This is a genomic window from Chitinophaga sp. G7 BAM 1005 (assembly GCF_057126945.1).
The window spans coordinates 6,335,596-6,350,781 of sequence record NZ_CP181478.1; the positions used below are offsets into that span (position 1 = coordinate 6,335,596).

The 15,186-nt window shown below is 46.0% G+C and carries 15 protein-coding genes; 4 read left to right on the plus strand and 11 right to left on the minus strand.

Translation table 11 applies throughout. The features are described 5' to 3' along the window. Nucleotides 1-8 precede the first annotated feature (8 nt). Nucleotides 9-2,417, minus strand: a complete 2,409-nt coding sequence (locus ACMXI2_RS25490; protein WP_483778757.1) for a TlpA family protein disulfide reductase — start codon at nucleotides 2,415-2,417, stop codon at nucleotides 9-11. An 87-nt stretch (nucleotides 2,418-2,504) separates the two neighbouring features. Between ACMXI2_RS25490 and ruvB the strand changes: the two genes are divergently transcribed. Further along, complete coding sequence (gene ruvB / locus ACMXI2_RS25495) at nucleotides 2,505-3,548, plus strand: Holliday junction branch migration DNA helicase RuvB (RefSeq protein WP_227024681.1); 1,044 nt, start codon at nucleotides 2,505-2,507, stop codon at nucleotides 3,546-3,548. Between the two features lie 202 nt (nucleotides 3,549-3,750). On the opposite strand, the gene ACMXI2_RS25500 is transcribed toward ruvB, so the two are convergent. The 3 genes from ACMXI2_RS25500 to ACMXI2_RS25510 form a co-directional block, all read right to left on the minus strand. Further along, nucleotides 3,751-4,452, minus strand: a complete 702-nt coding sequence (locus ACMXI2_RS25500) for a response regulator transcription factor (RefSeq protein ID WP_420986857.1) — start codon at nucleotides 4,450-4,452, stop codon at nucleotides 3,751-3,753. Between the two features lie 124 nt (nucleotides 4,453-4,576). Next, nucleotides 4,577-5,368 carry a DUF3108 domain-containing protein gene (locus ACMXI2_RS25505; RefSeq protein ID WP_483778758.1) on the minus strand — a complete coding sequence of 264 codons (792 nt, stop codon included), beginning with the start codon at nucleotides 5,366-5,368 and terminating at the stop codon, nucleotides 4,577-4,579. Nucleotides 5,369-5,377: 9 nt separating this feature from the next. After that, a complete protein-coding gene (locus ACMXI2_RS25510) occupies nucleotides 5,378-6,244 on the minus strand; it encodes a lysylphosphatidylglycerol synthase domain-containing protein (RefSeq protein WP_483778759.1) in 867 nt (288 codons plus the stop codon). Between the two features lie 154 nt (nucleotides 6,245-6,398). On the opposite strand from ACMXI2_RS25510, the gene ruvC reads away from it, so the two are divergent. After that, entirely contained in the window at nucleotides 6,399-6,959 is a 561-nt protein-coding gene (gene ruvC, locus ACMXI2_RS25515; protein WP_483778760.1) for a crossover junction endodeoxyribonuclease RuvC, read from the plus strand. 186 nt (nucleotides 6,960-7,145) lie between these two features. After that, nucleotides 7,146-7,841, plus strand: coding sequence for a response regulator transcription factor (locus ACMXI2_RS25520; protein WP_483778761.1), 696 nt, complete (start codon nucleotides 7,146-7,148; stop codon nucleotides 7,839-7,841). 3 nt (nucleotides 7,842-7,844) lie between these two features. Here ACMXI2_RS25520 and ACMXI2_RS25525 read toward each other — a convergent pair whose 3' ends face one another. The 4 genes from ACMXI2_RS25525 to rsmA all read right to left on the minus strand — a co-directional run bounded on the left by ACMXI2_RS25525 (nucleotide 7,845) and on the right by rsmA (nucleotide 10,656). Beyond that, complete coding sequence (locus ACMXI2_RS25525; RefSeq protein ID WP_483778762.1) at nucleotides 7,845-8,234, minus strand: HIT family protein; 390 nt, start codon at nucleotides 8,232-8,234, stop codon at nucleotides 7,845-7,847. 82 nt (nucleotides 8,235-8,316) lie between these two features. Beyond that, entirely contained in the window at nucleotides 8,317-8,790 is a 474-nt protein-coding gene (gene greA, locus ACMXI2_RS25530; protein WP_483778763.1) for a transcription elongation factor GreA, read from the minus strand. Nucleotides 8,791-8,974: 184 nt separating this feature from the next. Continuing rightward, nucleotides 8,975-9,904, minus strand: coding sequence for an NAD(P)-dependent oxidoreductase (locus ACMXI2_RS25535; protein WP_483778764.1), 930 nt, complete (start codon nucleotides 9,902-9,904; stop codon nucleotides 8,975-8,977). Continuing rightward, nucleotides 9,901-10,656 carry a 16S rRNA (adenine(1518)-N(6)/adenine(1519)-N(6))-dimethyltransferase RsmA gene (gene rsmA / locus ACMXI2_RS25540; protein WP_483778765.1) on the minus strand — a complete coding sequence of 252 codons (756 nt, stop codon included), beginning with the start codon at nucleotides 10,654-10,656 and terminating at the stop codon, nucleotides 9,901-9,903. The genes ACMXI2_RS25535 and rsmA overlap by 4 nt, the downstream gene beginning before the upstream one ends. Before the next feature lie 116 nt (nucleotides 10,657-10,772). On the opposite strand from rsmA, the gene pdxA reads away from it, so the two are divergent. Next, nucleotides 10,773-11,849, plus strand: a complete 1,077-nt coding sequence (gene pdxA, locus ACMXI2_RS25545; protein WP_483778766.1) for a 4-hydroxythreonine-4-phosphate dehydrogenase PdxA — start codon at nucleotides 10,773-10,775, stop codon at nucleotides 11,847-11,849. A gap of 2 nt (nucleotides 11,850-11,851) precedes the next feature. Here pdxA and ACMXI2_RS25550 read toward each other — a convergent pair whose 3' ends face one another. The 3 genes from ACMXI2_RS25550 to ACMXI2_RS25560 all read right to left on the minus strand — a co-directional run bounded on the left by ACMXI2_RS25550 (nucleotide 11,852) and on the right by ACMXI2_RS25560 (nucleotide 15,077). Continuing rightward, on the minus strand, nucleotides 11,852-12,148 hold the full coding sequence (locus ACMXI2_RS25550; protein WP_483778767.1) for a winged helix-turn-helix domain-containing protein: 297 nt from the start codon (nucleotides 12,146-12,148) through the stop codon (nucleotides 11,852-11,854). Between the two features lie 110 nt (nucleotides 12,149-12,258). After that, nucleotides 12,259-12,909: a hypothetical protein gene (locus ACMXI2_RS25555; protein WP_483778768.1), complete on the minus strand. Its 651-nt coding sequence runs from the start codon at nucleotides 12,907-12,909 to the stop codon at nucleotides 12,259-12,261. An 11-nt stretch (nucleotides 12,910-12,920) separates the two neighbouring features. After that, the gene (locus tag ACMXI2_RS25560; protein WP_483778769.1) at nucleotides 12,921-15,077 is read right to left on the minus strand and encodes a TonB-dependent receptor; all 2,157 of its coding nucleotides are present in this window, start codon (nucleotides 15,075-15,077) and stop codon (nucleotides 12,921-12,923) included. Between the last annotated feature and the right edge of the window lie 109 nt (nucleotides 15,078-15,186).

The following is a 15,186-nucleotide window of genomic DNA, read 5'->3' on the forward strand; positions in this document are numbered from 1 at the left end:
ATAAGCGGTTAATCCTTTTTCTTGTTGTCTATTCTGATGGTTGACGGTTGTTCTTTTTCCTGTGTGAAATAGGCATTGCTATATGCCTGCAGGATGGCAGCATAGTCTGCTCCGAATTGCAAGTCTAACATTTTCCCGTCAGGCGAAACTAACACTTTGGTAGGATAACCTTTTATTTTGTAAGATTTTTCGATCTGATCATCAGCATGGGCGGCGGGGAAAACGTATTTGTTGGCGGCTATAAAGCTGCGTGTTGTTTCTATTGGCTCCCCGCAGGAAACCGCCAGTACTGCGTTTCCGGGATACTTCCCTGCATTTATTTCTTCAGCCAGCTGATTGAGGTGTGGCAAGTCTTTCCGGCAGGGTGGACACCAGGTGCCCCAGAAATCCAGCAACAGCCATTTGCCCCGGTAATCTGCCAGGCGGATATTTTCATTGTTCATCCCTTTCAGTGTAAAGTCCGGCGCATCCTCCCATTCTTTCAGCAATACATCCCGGAAGTAGGCATTGAAAGATTTACCGGGAAAGTGTGCATTGAAAAAGGCGCGGGTACTGTCCAGCATATCCGGCTGGGCGGAAAGCTGCTTCGACAACACTCTCATGGCTTCTTCCGGCTTGCCGAGTGCTTCCAGTTCTTTAGCGAAACGGGGGCTGTAATTTTCTTCCGAGTGGAGAAAAGCACGATCGTAAAAACTCTCATGAGCTTTTTCGGCGTTGCTTTTCGGGGCAGTGCCTGCCGCCAGCGCCAGGTAGTTCAGCGCTGATTTTTTATCGGTCGCCTTTGTATGTTCGTATTTAAGGTAATAAGCATGTGAAAGGATATTTTTATTCGCTGCTTTTTTATTTTTCAATTCCGGATGCGCGGTCCAGAAAGCGGTATCGGCCTGATTGTTTTTAAGATCACTTAATGCCTTGTCCAGCAAAGCATCTGCCACCACCGGCATATTGGCTTTGCGCAGGATGTCCTGCACCAGCAATTCATAACGGGCCGCTTTACCCAACGTCATTTCTGCGGGGCTTATTTGCCCGAAGTCTGCCGCAATACTTTTTAATATAGCCGTATCCGTTGTATACATGGCTTTATTCCACAAAGACATCGGTCGTAAAGATACCTGCAAAATACTGTCCTTTTCCGCCAGCATCCTGGTCATCAGCAATTGTGCGCCAGCAGGCGCTTTCCTGCTTTCTTCAAATATTTCCGCGATGCGCGCTTCACTGACACCTCTGCTACGAAACTCCTTTTTTGCATCTACAGTATCAAAATCATGTTGCGGCAAATATTGCGCGAAGGATTGGTCCAGCCAGGAGTCAAGTAAGCTTCTGTCGGCAGACAAAAGTTTCAACAGCACCATCGCACTATCCGGATTTTGATAATACGTATTTTGTAACTTATTAAACAAGTGAGAAGACGATCCGGCCAATGCTGCTGACGGAACATCTTTCAGTGCGGTCCGGTATTGCTCATACATATACTCGGAACCGTTATAGATATCCAGCTTTGCCAGTTTAAAGGCCAGCCGGTTACCATATTTGGGCGCATTCACCGCGAGGAACTGCGCAATTTTTGCAGAATCGGATTCTCCGTTTACCTTCAGCCAGTTACTCATTCTGCTCATACGTGCCAATGTATTAAACCAGGCTGTATCAGCTGGTAATGCTTTAGGGGGAGACGATAATATATTTATTTCTCTTGTTGTTAGTACCTTGCCGCTTCTCAGCGCCTGCCGGCTTATCGACCTGAACGTTTGCACATTGCTCCTGTTACGGGAAAGGGTATACGAAATGGCGCCTGTTACCAGCACGCTGTCGCTGTTGTTCTCATCAGGAGTGCCTGCTACTTCCACCAGATCCCTCCCGGCGTTCACGACTTTGAATTTCCAGGGACTTTCTTTCCATTCATCATTTACAGCCAACTGCTTTGGTGACGTGGGAAACAGGAATTTTAGTTCCACCTGCAAAAACTTCCAGTTACCAGCAAGAACATCCTGCATTTCGTTCGTCAACCCAAGAGATGCTCCAGCAGCCTTAGCAACAGCAGCAGTATTACCTGGTTCACTGACACTATCATTGGGAAATATTTTAAATTCCAGCGGTTGATGTAACAGCTGCATAAACTCCATTATCCGCCACTCTCCTGCATAACTATCCGGATCTGCTGAATTAAAATTAGCGCCCGATCCCTGGACAGCTATACTCTCCAGCACATACACCCCATTGGCGCTACCATCCGGGTTGACGCCGGTAATAGTAATCCGTATTATTTTCCGGACTTCCTGTAAATAGTGTGGAGGAAAACTATCTCTTACCAATACCTGGTACCGCCAGGAATCATTCTTTTTAAATGTTGACTGAGCAATGGTAGCAAGGGGGATACTGGCAAGGGCTAAGTAAACGGGGAGCAACAGGTACTTACGCATATAATGGGGTGATTTTAATCTATTAAAATAAGCATATAAAAACGAACATACAATAGCTGCCTGATACCTTTGAATATTTGTGTATTTTTGGCATATACAATTATGTCCAATCAGCCTTTAAGACCAGAAGAGAATAAGCTCAGCGCCGCTGAGAAAGAGTTCGAGAATAGTATACGTCCGCGGGAGATCCTTGATTTTTCCGGGCAGGACCAAATTATCGAGAACCTGAAGATATTCATTAAAGCGGCGAAAATGCGTGGGGAAGCGCTTGACCATGTGCTGTTCCACGGCCCTCCGGGCCTTGGTAAAACCACACTGTCGCGTATTGTAGCGAATGAGCTGGGCGTAAATATCCGGGAAACTTCCGGGCCGGTGATTGAAAAGCCCGGCGACCTGGCCGGCCTGCTGACCAACCTGGAAGACAAAGATGTGTTGTTTATTGATGAAATTCACCGGTTAAGCACCGTGGTGGAGGAATACCTGTATTCCGCTATGGAAGATTACCGCATTGATATTATGATTGATACGGGCCCCAGTGCGCGTGCCATACAGATTAACCTGCAGCCGTTTACGCTGATCGGGGCCACTACCCGGTCCGGGTTGCTTACAGCCCCGTTGTTGTCGCGGTTCGGGATCAAATCGAGGCTGGAATATTATAATGCCGCCACGCTGCATAAGATCCTGTGGCGGGCTGCCGGTTTACTGAATACAAAGATCACTTCTGATGCGGCCAGCGAAATAGCCCGCCGGTCACGTGGTACGCCCCGTATTGCTAATGGATTGCTACGCCGTGTGCGCGATTTCGCCCAGGTAATAGGCAATGGGGTTATTGATATGGAAATAGCGCTCCTGAGCCTGAAAGCGCTGAATGTGGATGAATATGGTTTAGATGAAATGGATAACCGTATTCTCAATACGATCATTGAAAACTTCAAGGGAGGACCGGTAGGTATCACCACTATTGCCACGGCGGTAGGGGAAGAAGCGGGTACCCTGGAAGAAGTATACGAGCCATTCCTGATACAGGAAGGGTTTATTAAACGTACCCCGCGGGGAAGGGAAGTAACGGAGAAAGCGTATATCCACCTGGGGAAGACTTCCTTCAGGGGAGGAACAAATATGTTGTTTTAGCGCGGATTTTGTCTTTCTCAGGATTACGCTGATTATACTGATTTTACTTTTTGGATTTTATAAAGGATTAAGGGAGATAGAAGCGGATATATTCGCTTTTATCTCCCTTAATTATTATTAAATCTAAAAAAAATATAAAAATCCAAAGGTAAAATCAGTATAATCAGCGTAATCCTGAGAAAGACAAAATCCGCGGCGATCCCTATTCTTTCACCACCAGTCGGAAGCCGTTACCATGAATATTTACGATTTCAATATTGGTGTCGTCTTTCAGGTATTTGCGCAGTTTGGCGATGTATACGTCCATGCTGCGGCCGTTGAAGTAGGTATCGCTACCCCATATTTTCTTCAGTGCCAGTTCGCGTGGTAAGAGATCATTTTTATGTTCACACAACATGTGCAGCAATTCGTTTTCTTTAGGGGATAACGTATGTGTTTCACCGTTATGGGCCAGGGTGCGCAGGCGGGAATTGAAGGCATAGGATCCGATCACGAATTCGTGAATTTCTTCTTCCTTGTTGTTCAGTTCCTGGTTGCGTTTCAGGATGGCTTTGATTTTCAGCAGCAGTAATTCGCTATCGAATGGCTTGGAGATATAATCATCTGCGCCTAGTTTGTACCCCTGGATAATATCTTCCTTCATGGTTTTGGCGGAGAGGAAGAAAAGGGGAATATCGGGGTCTACGTCCCTGATTTCTTCCGCCAGTTTAAATCCGTCCATATTGGGCATCATAATGTCCAGCAGACAGATGTCAAATTTTTCGCGGCGGAAGGCGGCCAGGGCCAGGATACCATCGCGGCATAATTCCACATCATAATCATTCAGCTCCAGGTAATTTTTCAGCACCATACCCAGATTGGTATCATCCTCAGCCAATAATATTTTCGGTTTACGTTCTTCCATAATCATAAAGGGTTGATTACAACAAATATAAAGTTTTTCTGCGGCACGAAAGGTCGGTAAAATTTGGGCGACGGCCCTCAAATGAATTGTTAAACTTATGGTGATGGGTGCGGCTTAAGCCTTATTATTTCTTGTTTAGCAGCGAAGTGAAGGGGTAACGGAGGTTGGAATAATTGATCATGTCTACCACTATATTCCCTACAGATATGGGACTTTCAATGCGTAAAGGCACTTTATTGGCATCGTCGCTTACCCACACGGTCATTTTCTCACCGCCTTCGAAGATGGTACCTTTGATGAGGAGGGGCTTGAATTTAATGGCCCGGAACTTCCCGAACTTAGTATTTACTTCTTCCTTACCCATGTATCTTATGTAGATATTATATACCTGGTCGTCGAGGAACATGGCGAAGGGGATCTTATCGCCTGTGTTGTATTTGTTAAAGTCGATGTTACGGGCGTAATAGATTGCGCTGATCACGTCCTGTACGCAGGGGGGAACGGTAAAGGTGCCATTTGTGCTGATGGCCTGGTGGCTGGCCTGGTTAAACACTACATTATTAAAGATCTTGTACCCGCCTTCGTTTACGTTCCGGACAAATTTGAGGGGTTGCAGGGTAGCGGTATCTATGTAGCTTTCGTACTTGTCGCGTACTTTAAAGATCCAGTCGTATGCCCGGTAGGTTTTGCCGTCGCCTACCACATGATAAACATCGCGGTTGGCGAAGCGTTCCAGTGCCACGTTAAAAGTGGCTTCCCCGGCGCCTACGTACATTTTACCAAGATTATAGAATACTTTCAGGGTAATACTTTCACCAGCATTAAAGCTGCTGTTACGGATGGAGCAGAAATCGGTTTGTGCTTCAACGGGTTGAATACAGGAAAGTCCTAAAATTATGAGTAGCAAATACTTCATTGATGGAAGCTATTTTTCCTTAAAAATTTTTACTCCTAACAACAGCACACTTCCCAAAACTGCCGGTATTACCAGGTTAATGAGCCATATACCTGCGGTGGCAGCTACGATGGCCACGGTATTGGAGCTAAGCAACCCAAGAAAAAAGATACTCACCTTTCCCCGGACTCCTAATTCAGCGATAGCGATGGTAGGAACTCCTGCCATTACCAGGTAGATGACACTGTTCAGTAAGAAGGCCTGCCACCATAGAAATTCCATGCCAAGTGCGTCCAACAAAATCAAATACTGTGCCGAGAAGACTATGTACCGGAGGGCTGAAAGCAGCAACAGGTAACGTAAATCGCCGGAAGAGTACTTAACAATGATCTGCACAAACACCTTCGCTTTACGAAGGAAAGGTATCTTTTCAAATACAGACAGAATTATTTGTAACCGAAAATATAACAATATCGTCAGGCCACAAATTACTGTACCGGTAATCAGGACTAATTTCTGCCATAAGGAAGGCGTAAGGAAGGCGCTTTCTTTTGCCAGTGCGTAGTTGTTGATATAATAGAGCAAACCAATTAACCCAAAAATAATAGTGACGATCAGCTGGCTGAAACTTCCTACTATAGTTGCCGCAATGGCTTTCAGTTTATTATGATTTTTCAGGTAAAGTATGCGTCCACCGTATTCGCCTACACGATTTGGGGTGTTTATAGACAGGGATACGCCGGAAAGGATGGCACTGAACGACCGCAGGAACGACACTTCTTCGAGGGGTTTCACCAGCTTCTGCCACTTACGGGCTTCCAGTCCCCAGTTGAAGAGCATCAGTACCGTAACGAGGAAAATGCCCACCCAGCCTTTCTCCTGCAAGGCTCCCCACATGTGCCGCACGGATTGTTGCAGGTTATCACGATGGATGAGTTGCGAGTAGATAGAGTATGCCAGCCAAGTAAAAAGCCCCGCCCCTAATAAGTAATTGAGAATTATTTTGGTACTTTTGTTCAGACAGTCAAATTTTGGCAAAAATAAACTCCTGTTGGCAAACAAGTCAAAAATAATTCTCGGCATTGACCCTGGCACCCTTGTAATGGGCTATGGGCTTATACTTATCGAAGGAAAAAAGGCCAGCCTCCTGGAGATGAATGTATTGAAACTCTCTAAATTCAAAGATCACTACGAAAGACTACAGCTGATTCATTGCCGGGTACAGGAACTTATTCAAGAGCACCAGCCAAGCAGTTTTGCCATTGAAGCGCCCTTTTTTGGCAAGAATGTGCAAAGTATGCTGAAACTGGGCCGCGCCCAGGGCGTGGCTATTGCAGCGGCTATCCAGGCTGGTCTGGAGGTCACCGAATATTCCCCCAAAAAAGTAAAACAATCTGTTACAGGTAATGGCAATGCTGATAAAGAACAGGTTTGGCTGATGCTGCAACGTATACTCAGTATCTCAGAACGCCCTGATTACCTAGATGCTACAGACGCTCTCGCAGTGGCCGTGTGCCACTTTTACCAGGAAAGTAATCCGCTCGCAGGAACAGGCAAGGCAAAAGGCTGGGAGAAGTTCCTGCAGCAGCACCCGGAAAGGATTTCCAGATAAAAATTACCTGGTTAAAAGGTTATTTCATAAATCCGTAAATTGTAGTTACTTTGGTTTAAATTCAATAACCCAATTAAAGCTAACGGCCATGCGTCCGGACAACAGCTTAACTATGAAAAGTGACCATCATTTGTTATACGGAAATTGTATAACAAGCTTTTTTATATTAATCAGCATCAGGCAGATATGAAAGCAAGAATCCTATTGGTGGAAGATGATCAAAATATTGGTGCGGTTACGAAGAAACGATTGGAAGAAGCGGGCTATGATGTAGTGCACAGTATAGACGGCCAGGCAGCGTGGGAACAGTTCCAGTTACGCTCATTCGATATTTGTTTGCTGGACGTGGTAATGCCCAAAAAAGACGGCCTACAACTGGCGCAGCAAATCCGCGAACTCAACGACCATGTTCCTATATTATTCCTCACTTCTAAAAATGAAAAAGAAGACAGAATAGCCGGACTCCAAACCGGTGCGGATGATTATATCAGTAAACCTTTCAGTATGCAGGAACTGATCCTGCGCATAGAAGTTTTCCTGAAACGGACCATGAGCCGCGGGAAAGACAAGTTAAACCTCTATACAATAGGCCTGCTTACCTTTGATTATGAAGATCTCCGGCTCTATACTTCCAATGGAGATATATCCATTTCTGTTACACAAAAAGAAGCGGACTTGCTGAAATACTTCTGTAATAATCCCAATAAAACACTGAAAAGAGAAGACATACTTTCCAATGTATGGGGGAAAGACGACTATTTCCTCGGACGCAGTATGGACGTATTTATCACCAAGCTGCGGAAACATTTCAAATCAGATCCGCAAATCAAACTGGAAACCGTGCATGGCGTGGGATTCCGTTTCAATATCCCCTCGAAATAACCGTTACATTACGGCGATAATCTGCGCTTGTATTGCCTTAAATTCTTCTACAGACAGCTTCAGCTTACTGCGGGAAAAATTCATATCATCTGCCGAATTAATGGGGATCAGATGCATATGGGCATGCGGCACTTCCAGTCCTACCACACTAACGCCTATACGATTACAGGGAATTACTTTTTCTATGGCCTGAGCAATAGGCTTGGCAAACAATAACCACTCCTGCAACAGGTTATCTGCCACATCAAAGAACTTATCTGTTTCTGTTTTGGGTATCACCAGGGTATGCCCTTTTACCAGCGGAAAAATATCCAGGAAAGCATAAAAATGTTCGTTCTCGGCTATTTTATAGCTCGGAATCTCGCCTTTGATAATTTTCGTGAAGATGGTCATAGTACGTAGTTCTTAGTAACATGATAAAAAAACAGGGGCTGCAAATGAATGCAACCCCTGCAAATATCATGAAAAAGTAGGCTTATGCGGTTATATTATCAATCTTAAATTTAATCTGCCCGTTCGGCGCCTGCACTTCAGCTACCTCACCTACCTGCTTACCCAACAGGCCCTTGCCTATCGGAGAGGTCACCGAAATTTTGCCCGCCTTCAGATCCGCTTCGGTTTCAGAAACGATCTGGTAAGTAACAGTCTTCTTATTAGCTACATTTGTAATAGTTACCTTACAAAGAATAGACACTTTTGACGTATCAATTGCATCTGCACTCACTATCCGGGAAGCTGCAATCGCATTTTCCAGTGTGGCAATCCTCGCTTCATGCAAACCCTGCGCTTCTTTAGCGGCATCATATTCGGCATTTTCCTTTAAGTCACCCTTTTCCCTTGCTTCTGAAATAGCACGTGCAATCTCTGCCCTTCCTTTGGTTTTAAGCTGGGTCAGTTCATTCATCATTTGATCAAGGGTTTCTTTCGTAACGTAATTTATGCCAGACATAACCTGTTGTGTTTTTTTGGTTATAAGAAAAAAAAATCAACGCCTCCATTTGCACAGAAGCGTTGTTTACTGGTATTATTGCAAATATAATGAAATTTGTATAAAGAAAAAAGCTCCTTATTTCGGATATAAATAAATTGATAATCAATCATTTACATCCGAAAAACGCACCCTTTGGGCAGGGTTAAAGTATATTCAGTTTCTCTAATACAATACGGGCCATTTTGATGCTTGCCTGATGTGAGTACCCTGCAATATGCGGGGTTACTACTACATTATCAGCCTTCAGCAACCAGGCCAGTTGTTCTTTTTCTTCTTCGTTATAAGTAGTTAGTTTTTCATTCTCCAACACATCCAGGCAGGCGCCTGCCAGCACCCCATTGCCGAGCGCGGCGATCAGGTCGCGGTTATTCACCAGCTTGCCCCTGGCCACATTCATGAACCACACCGGCCGGGCAAAAGAGGCAAAAAAGGCCGCGTTCCCCAGGTATTTTGTTTCGGCGGTCAGTGGCAGGTGTAAGCTTACCACATCTGCTTCCCGGAATATTTCTTCCATAGTGGACTCCTTAACGGCCGCTGTACCAAAACCTGTTTTATATTTATCGTATGCCAGGATATTAACGTCGAACCCCTGCAACTTATGCGCAAAGGTGCTGCCCGTGTTACCATAGCCAATGATAGCCACGGTTTTACCGTTCAGTTCATATCCGCGGTTACCATCGCGCTCCCAGATGCCCTGCCGCAATTCCAGGCTGCTTTTCAGCACATTGTTCAACAGGCACAACAGCATGCCCACGGCCTGCTCGCCCACCGCATCCCGGTTACCTTCAGGGCTGCTCACACAACGGATGCCTTTACTTTCTGCATAAGGCACGTCGATCAGCTCCATACCCGAACCGAGGCGGCCGATCCACTGCAGGTGCTTAGCCTGGTCAATCATCTGCTTGTCCACGTGGATACGGGTGGTAACAATCAGTCCTGTACATTCACCGATCTCACGATATACTTCATCATATGTAACAGCCGGCAGGTAAGCAACTTCATACCCTTTGCTTTCCAGCTGTTCAATCAAATACGGATGTGTTTTTGCCGTAACTAATACTTTCCTGCTCATATCATCTTATGGGATAATGCTGCAAAATCAGCCACACTCAGCTCCTCTGCTCTTTTTGTAAAGATGGGGTCCTGTGCTAACAGTTCCTTGTCAAACATCGTTTTCAGCGGATTACGCAATTGCTTGCGCCGTTGTCCGAAAGCCGTTTTCACCAGTACAAAAAATTTGCGCTCAGAGGCAATATCTACCGGTTGTTCCAGCCGGGTGAGGCGGATGACGGCAGATTTTACTTTTGGCGGCGGATTGAAGCAGTTTTCATGTACTTCAAACAAATATTCAATCTTATAATAAGCCTGTAACAATACGCTCAGGATGCCATATTCCTTGTTCCCGTGCGGAGCAGCAATACGTTGTGCCACTTCTTTCTGGAACATTCCCACTACCACATCCACCTGCTGACGCCAATCGAGCAGCTTAAACATGATCTGGGTAGAAATATTATAGGGAAAATTGCCGATGAGGCGAAACGGGCCTTCAAAAGGCAGGGCGGCATCCAGGATGCTTTCGTTGATCAGCTTGCCCCTGATAGCAGGGTACGTTTTTTCCAGGAACTCCACCTTCTCCCTGTCCAGCTCAATTGCCTTGAAATGAATGCCTGGCAGCTGCAACAGGTATTTTGTGATGGCGCCCCCGCCGGGACCCACTTCCAGCACTTGCTGGCCGTCAATTACAGGTAGCGACTCCACAATTTTCCTCGAGATGTTCTCATCTGTGAGGAAGTGCTGGCCGAGTGATTTTTTTAGTGTATACATTGTGAAGCGCAAAGATAAAGCATTTATTAGCTTTTAGCCGCTGCCTTTTAGCTTTTGAAAATGCCGCCGGCTAAAAGCGAAAAGCTAACCGCTAAATACTTTATATTTGCCATTCATTGAGGCAATTCAGCATGAGTACTACCCAGATCAACAAACCGGTAATCGGCATCACCATCGGCGATATCAACAGCATAGGCGCCGAAATTATCATCAAAACGTTTATGGACGCGCGTATGATGGAATTTTGTACGCCGGTGATTTTTGCATCCAACAAAACCATCAACTTTTACCGGAAGCTGATGAATGAAAATAATTTCAACTACCAGAGTATTAAAGACTTTACCCGCCTTAATCACAAGCAGGTGAACGTATATAACTGCTGGGAAGAAGAAGTACAGATCACCCCCGGAGTACTGAATGAAACCGGTGGCAAATACGCCGCAAAGGCGCTGGACGCCGCTATCAACTGTTTGAAAGACGGGTATATCACCGGCCTGGTGACGGCCCCCATCCATAAAAACAATATTCAAAGCGAAACTTTTAACTATACCGGCCACACGCCTTACCTGAGGGATTCCTTCAATGCGAAAGACGTGCTCATGTTCATGACCGCCGACAATATGCGCGTAGGCCTGCTCACAGAACACGTACCCCTCGCGGATGTAGCAAAATATGTGACCAAAGAAAATATCCTGGGCAAACTGCACCTGATGAGAGATAGCCTGGTAAAGGATTTCGGGGTAGATCAGCCACGTATCGCTGTATTGGGACTCAACCCTCATGCCGGCGACGACGGACTGATAGGCCGGGAAGAAATTGAACACATTGCCCCAGCCATCAGACACGCGAAAGGCAATGGTATCCTGTGTTTTGGACCGTACAGCGCAGACGCCTTCTTTGCAAGGGAAATGTTTAAACAATTCGATGGCGTACTGGCCATGTACCACGACCAGGGCCTCATACCATTTAAATCACTGGCCAGCGGCAATGGTATTAACTATACCGCCGGACTGGGCATTGTACGCACCTCACCGGATCATGGCACCGCATTCGATATTGCGGGCAAAAACCTGGCTGACCCGGATTCTTTCAGACAAGCCATCTTTACCTGCCTGGAAATACTGGAACAACGGGAACGCTATGCCGAGAACACCCGGAACCCACTGAAGAAAACAGAACTGGCGTCGGAATAACTTTACGGCTTACCAGCTTTCAGATAAGATTGTATGGAAGTAACGTAGTTCCCAAAGGCTTTTTTGCCGGTGGGAGTTATTTTGCAGATGGTTTGCGGATAGTTGTCCTTAAACTGTTTCACCACGGAAATATATTCCGCATCGCGTAGTTTATTAATCTGTACACTCAGATTACCTGCGGTGGCATTTGTTTTTTCTTTCAGCAGCGTAAATTCTGCTTCTTCTTCACTGATCAACACGGACATAATAGCCAGCCTCAACTGTGAATGTAATACCGGGTCCAGATCTTTAAAGTCCATGAGCTTAATTTTCTTATACAGCTATTTTGATATTTAGCTATTTTGTTTCAGTGGTTTATCTATCACGGAAACAAAATAACTAAATATCTGAATAATAATATACTACCTGGTTATTTCTGGCTTTGTTCCAGCAGCTTGCGGGTATATGGTTCTCCCCAATGCGGAGCTATGCTGTTTTCCGGCTTAAAGGCCGCAAACTTTTGCAATGCCAGCTCCAGTGTTGTTTTCGCTTTTGATTTACTGCCCCCCCATTGTTCAGGTGTAAATAATAATGATTGTCCCCGTAACATGTAAATGCGCGGGTTCTCCGGGTTGAAGTCTGCCGCCTGTTCCAGCAGTGCTGCTGCTTCGGGGCCATACTTCATACCGCGTGTCATAGGATCTACTGTTAACCGGGCCGTAGCTACCAATGAACGGATACAGGCAATTTCAGAATTCTTCGGGCTCAGTGCCTCTGCCTTCTCCAGGTTGCCCTCTGCCCTGTCGGCCAGCGGATCTATCTGGCTTTTATCCTGCAGCGTAAGTGCCTGCATTACCTGCATATAAGCAGCATAATAGTAAGGCAGCCACTGGCTTTTTTCGGCATCCGCAATACGTTCAAAAGTGTTGGCCTTTTGTTGCAGTCCATCGGGGGTAAAAGTGGCGCTGCTGTCCAGGTCAGACGTTTGCTTCGTCATGGCGTCTGTATATTGGGCGCTTTGCGCCATTGCAGCAGTAGCCAGGCTACCGGTAAATAAAAAAGCAAGAAAGAATCGTTTCATATTTATTGTGATTAGAGGTTATTAATAACATCCTGTCTTCTGTCGATACCAAAATTCATGAACATACCCAGGTAAATAAATCTCGGTACGTTAGGCACCACTTCATCCCTGCGCATTCCATCGGTAGAATAGTGATACCCAAACACCTGTTTATTGCCCAGCACATTGCTCACCGACAATACAAAAATGGTGAATGCTTTCCGTATACTGGTAAGGTAACTGGCGCTCACGCCCACGGAGTTATAGGTCATTGTCTTGTCGGACATAAACTTGTCCGTAGGCTGATTGGGATTGTAATAAGGACGGCCTGTAGCGAATGAATACGTTAACCCCAGGTTGGTGCTGAGCTTTGGCAGAAAATGCTTGTATACAATGCTGGCAGTATGATTGGCGGCAAAGTCGGGCTGTACCCGGAACGGATAGTTCAGGTAATCGCGTTTGGTATCCAGATAAGAGTACGATACCCAGTAATCCACATTCTTAAATGTTTTCCGGTCGCGCCAGAACAGCTCTATTCCCTGCGCATACCCGCTGCCGTTGTTGTTATACGCCGGGGTTGTTTTTACCAGGTCGGTATACTTCTTATAAAATATCTCTGTACGGAAAGTATAATCCATTGCCACACGTTGATAGCTGAGGATGTAATGGGTGGCTTTCATATAGCCCAGGTTGCGGCTGAAGCGGATATACTGCGGTTCCGGCTTCTGGTAATAATCGCCATAGGCCGCGGAAAACTGGCTGAAATTATTCATTTTATATGCCAGCGACACGCGGGGGGCAACATTCATTTCTCCCAATACAGAACTATATTCCGCACGGCCACCTACCCGTCCTACAAAACTGGGGGTAAAGTAAATATCTCCTTCTGCAAAAGCGGCGGTATAGTTGTCGGTGTAATTGGCTTTATTTTCATTAAAGGCAGATCTTTCTTCCGCATACTGATACTCCCCTCCCAGCCGTAATACAGAGAAGCGTCCGAGATTCTTATAAAACATAACCCGCGCCTGGCCCAGGTCAGAGCGCGCTTTGATCAGCGAGGGAGCCGGATCTTTCAACAGGGTGTCTGCATTGATATTATCCGTGTTGCTGCTGAAGGAAGCACCTATATACAGGCGCCAGTCGTGGCCAATATTTTCCCGGTAAGTAAGATTCGTGTATACGTTATTGTTATGCAGCTTAAACGACTCCGTATAACCCGGGTACTCCAGGCTGTTGGAGTTAAAACCCATTTTGGTCCAGTTACCATATCCGTAGAATTTGAGCATGCCCGTACGGGAAGTTTTACGACGGAAATTGACGGAGGTACCAATGATTTCCGGACCCAGGTTCGGCGAGTTTTTGGGCTTAACGATGTTGAAGTAAGGCGACAGGTTTGTATAATCGGCTTCCATTCCGTAAGATGTTTTTTTATCTTTTGAAAGATTGTCCAGCCCGGCGCTTACCCCTATTACAGATACCCCGACGGACGAAGATGAGCGCTCCGGTAAATCGATGGATTCAAGGATCAGTGCAGACGACAGCCCCTGGCCATATTGCGCGGAATAGCCGCCGCTGCTGAAGGTAGTTCCTTTAAACAGGAAGGGAGAAAAGCGGCCACGCCCCGGAATGTCCGGCAGGCTGCTGTAAAAAGGATTCCTTACCAGCATGCCGTCTATCAGGGTTTGCGTTTCATAACCGGTACCGCCACGTACAAACAGGCCCTCGCGGTCGTTGGTTTGCTGGGCGCCCGGCAATGTTTTAATAGCATTGGCAATATCGGCGCCGGCGCCGGCTGTGGTTACAATATCCAGCGGCTTCAGCACCGTACCTTTCTTATCATCGCTGGCTTCAAAGCTGCCGGCAGAAATAGTTACCACCCTCAGGGCATTCACTGCGTTTTTCAGCACGATGTTCAGTTGTTCGCCTGCGGCGGTATTTATTTTCAGTTCCAGTGTCTGGTAGTTGGTGAGCGTGGCAGATAATAACTGGTCGCCGGTAGCGGTGGTGGTAAAGGAAAAAGAACCGTCTGCTGCTGTAGTGGCGCCATCATAGGATCCTTTCACTGCGATGTTCACACCGGGTAAAGGACGCTTTTTGGTATCGGTTACCTTGCCGCTGATTTTATGCTGCGCCAGTGAGAATAGGGGGGTAAAAATGAAGAGATATAGATAGCGGCTGATGTTGGACATATTCAGGGATTAATTACACATCAAACATAAACTAGTTTATATTACAAACCAAATAGACTGAAAGAAAACCGGGCAAAATACCCGGTTTCTTCCGAAATTATTAATTTCT

Excerpts from the sequence above, each read along its gene's own strand:
- rsmA (WP_483778765.1), bottom strand. The coding sequence starts at position 10,656 with ATGTATACACTAAAAAAATCACTCGGCCAGCACTTCCTCACAGATGAG.
- ACMXI2_RS25525 (WP_483778762.1), bottom strand. The coding sequence starts at position 8,234 with ATGACCATCTTCACGAAAATTATCAAAGGCGAGATTCCGAGCTATAAA.
- greA (WP_483778763.1), bottom strand. The coding sequence starts at position 8,790 with ATGTCTGGCATAAATTACGTTACGAAAGAAACCCTTGATCAAATGATG.
- ACMXI2_RS25555 (WP_483778768.1), bottom strand. The coding sequence starts at position 12,909 with ATGAAACGATTCTTTCTTGCTTTTTTATTTACCGGTAGCCTGGCTACT.
- ACMXI2_RS25500 (WP_420986857.1), bottom strand. The coding sequence starts at position 4,452 with ATGGAAGAACGTAAACCGAAAATATTATTGGCTGAGGATGATACCAAT.
- ACMXI2_RS25510 (WP_483778759.1), bottom strand. The coding sequence starts at position 6,244 with ATGTGGGGAGCCTTGCAGGAGAAAGGCTGGGTGGGCATTTTCCTCGTT.
- ACMXI2_RS25550 (WP_483778767.1), bottom strand. The coding sequence starts at position 12,148 with ATGGACTTTAAAGATCTGGACCCGGTATTACATTCACAGTTGAGGCTG.
- ACMXI2_RS25535 (WP_483778764.1), bottom strand. The coding sequence starts at position 9,904 with ATGAGCAGGAAAGTATTAGTTACGGCAAAAACACATCCGTATTTGATT.
- ACMXI2_RS25520 (WP_483778761.1), top strand. The coding sequence starts at position 7,146 with ATGAAAGCAAGAATCCTATTGGTGGAAGATGATCAAAATATTGGTGCG.
- ACMXI2_RS25505 (WP_483778758.1), bottom strand. The coding sequence starts at position 5,368 with ATGAAGTATTTGCTACTCATAATTTTAGGACTTTCCTGTATTCAACCC.
- ACMXI2_RS25560 (WP_483778769.1), bottom strand. The coding sequence starts at position 15,077 with ATGTCCAACATCAGCCGCTATCTATATCTCTTCATTTTTACCCCCCTA.
- ACMXI2_RS25490 (WP_483778757.1), bottom strand. The coding sequence starts at position 2,417 with ATGCGTAAGTACCTGTTGCTCCCCGTTTACTTAGCCCTTGCCAGTATC.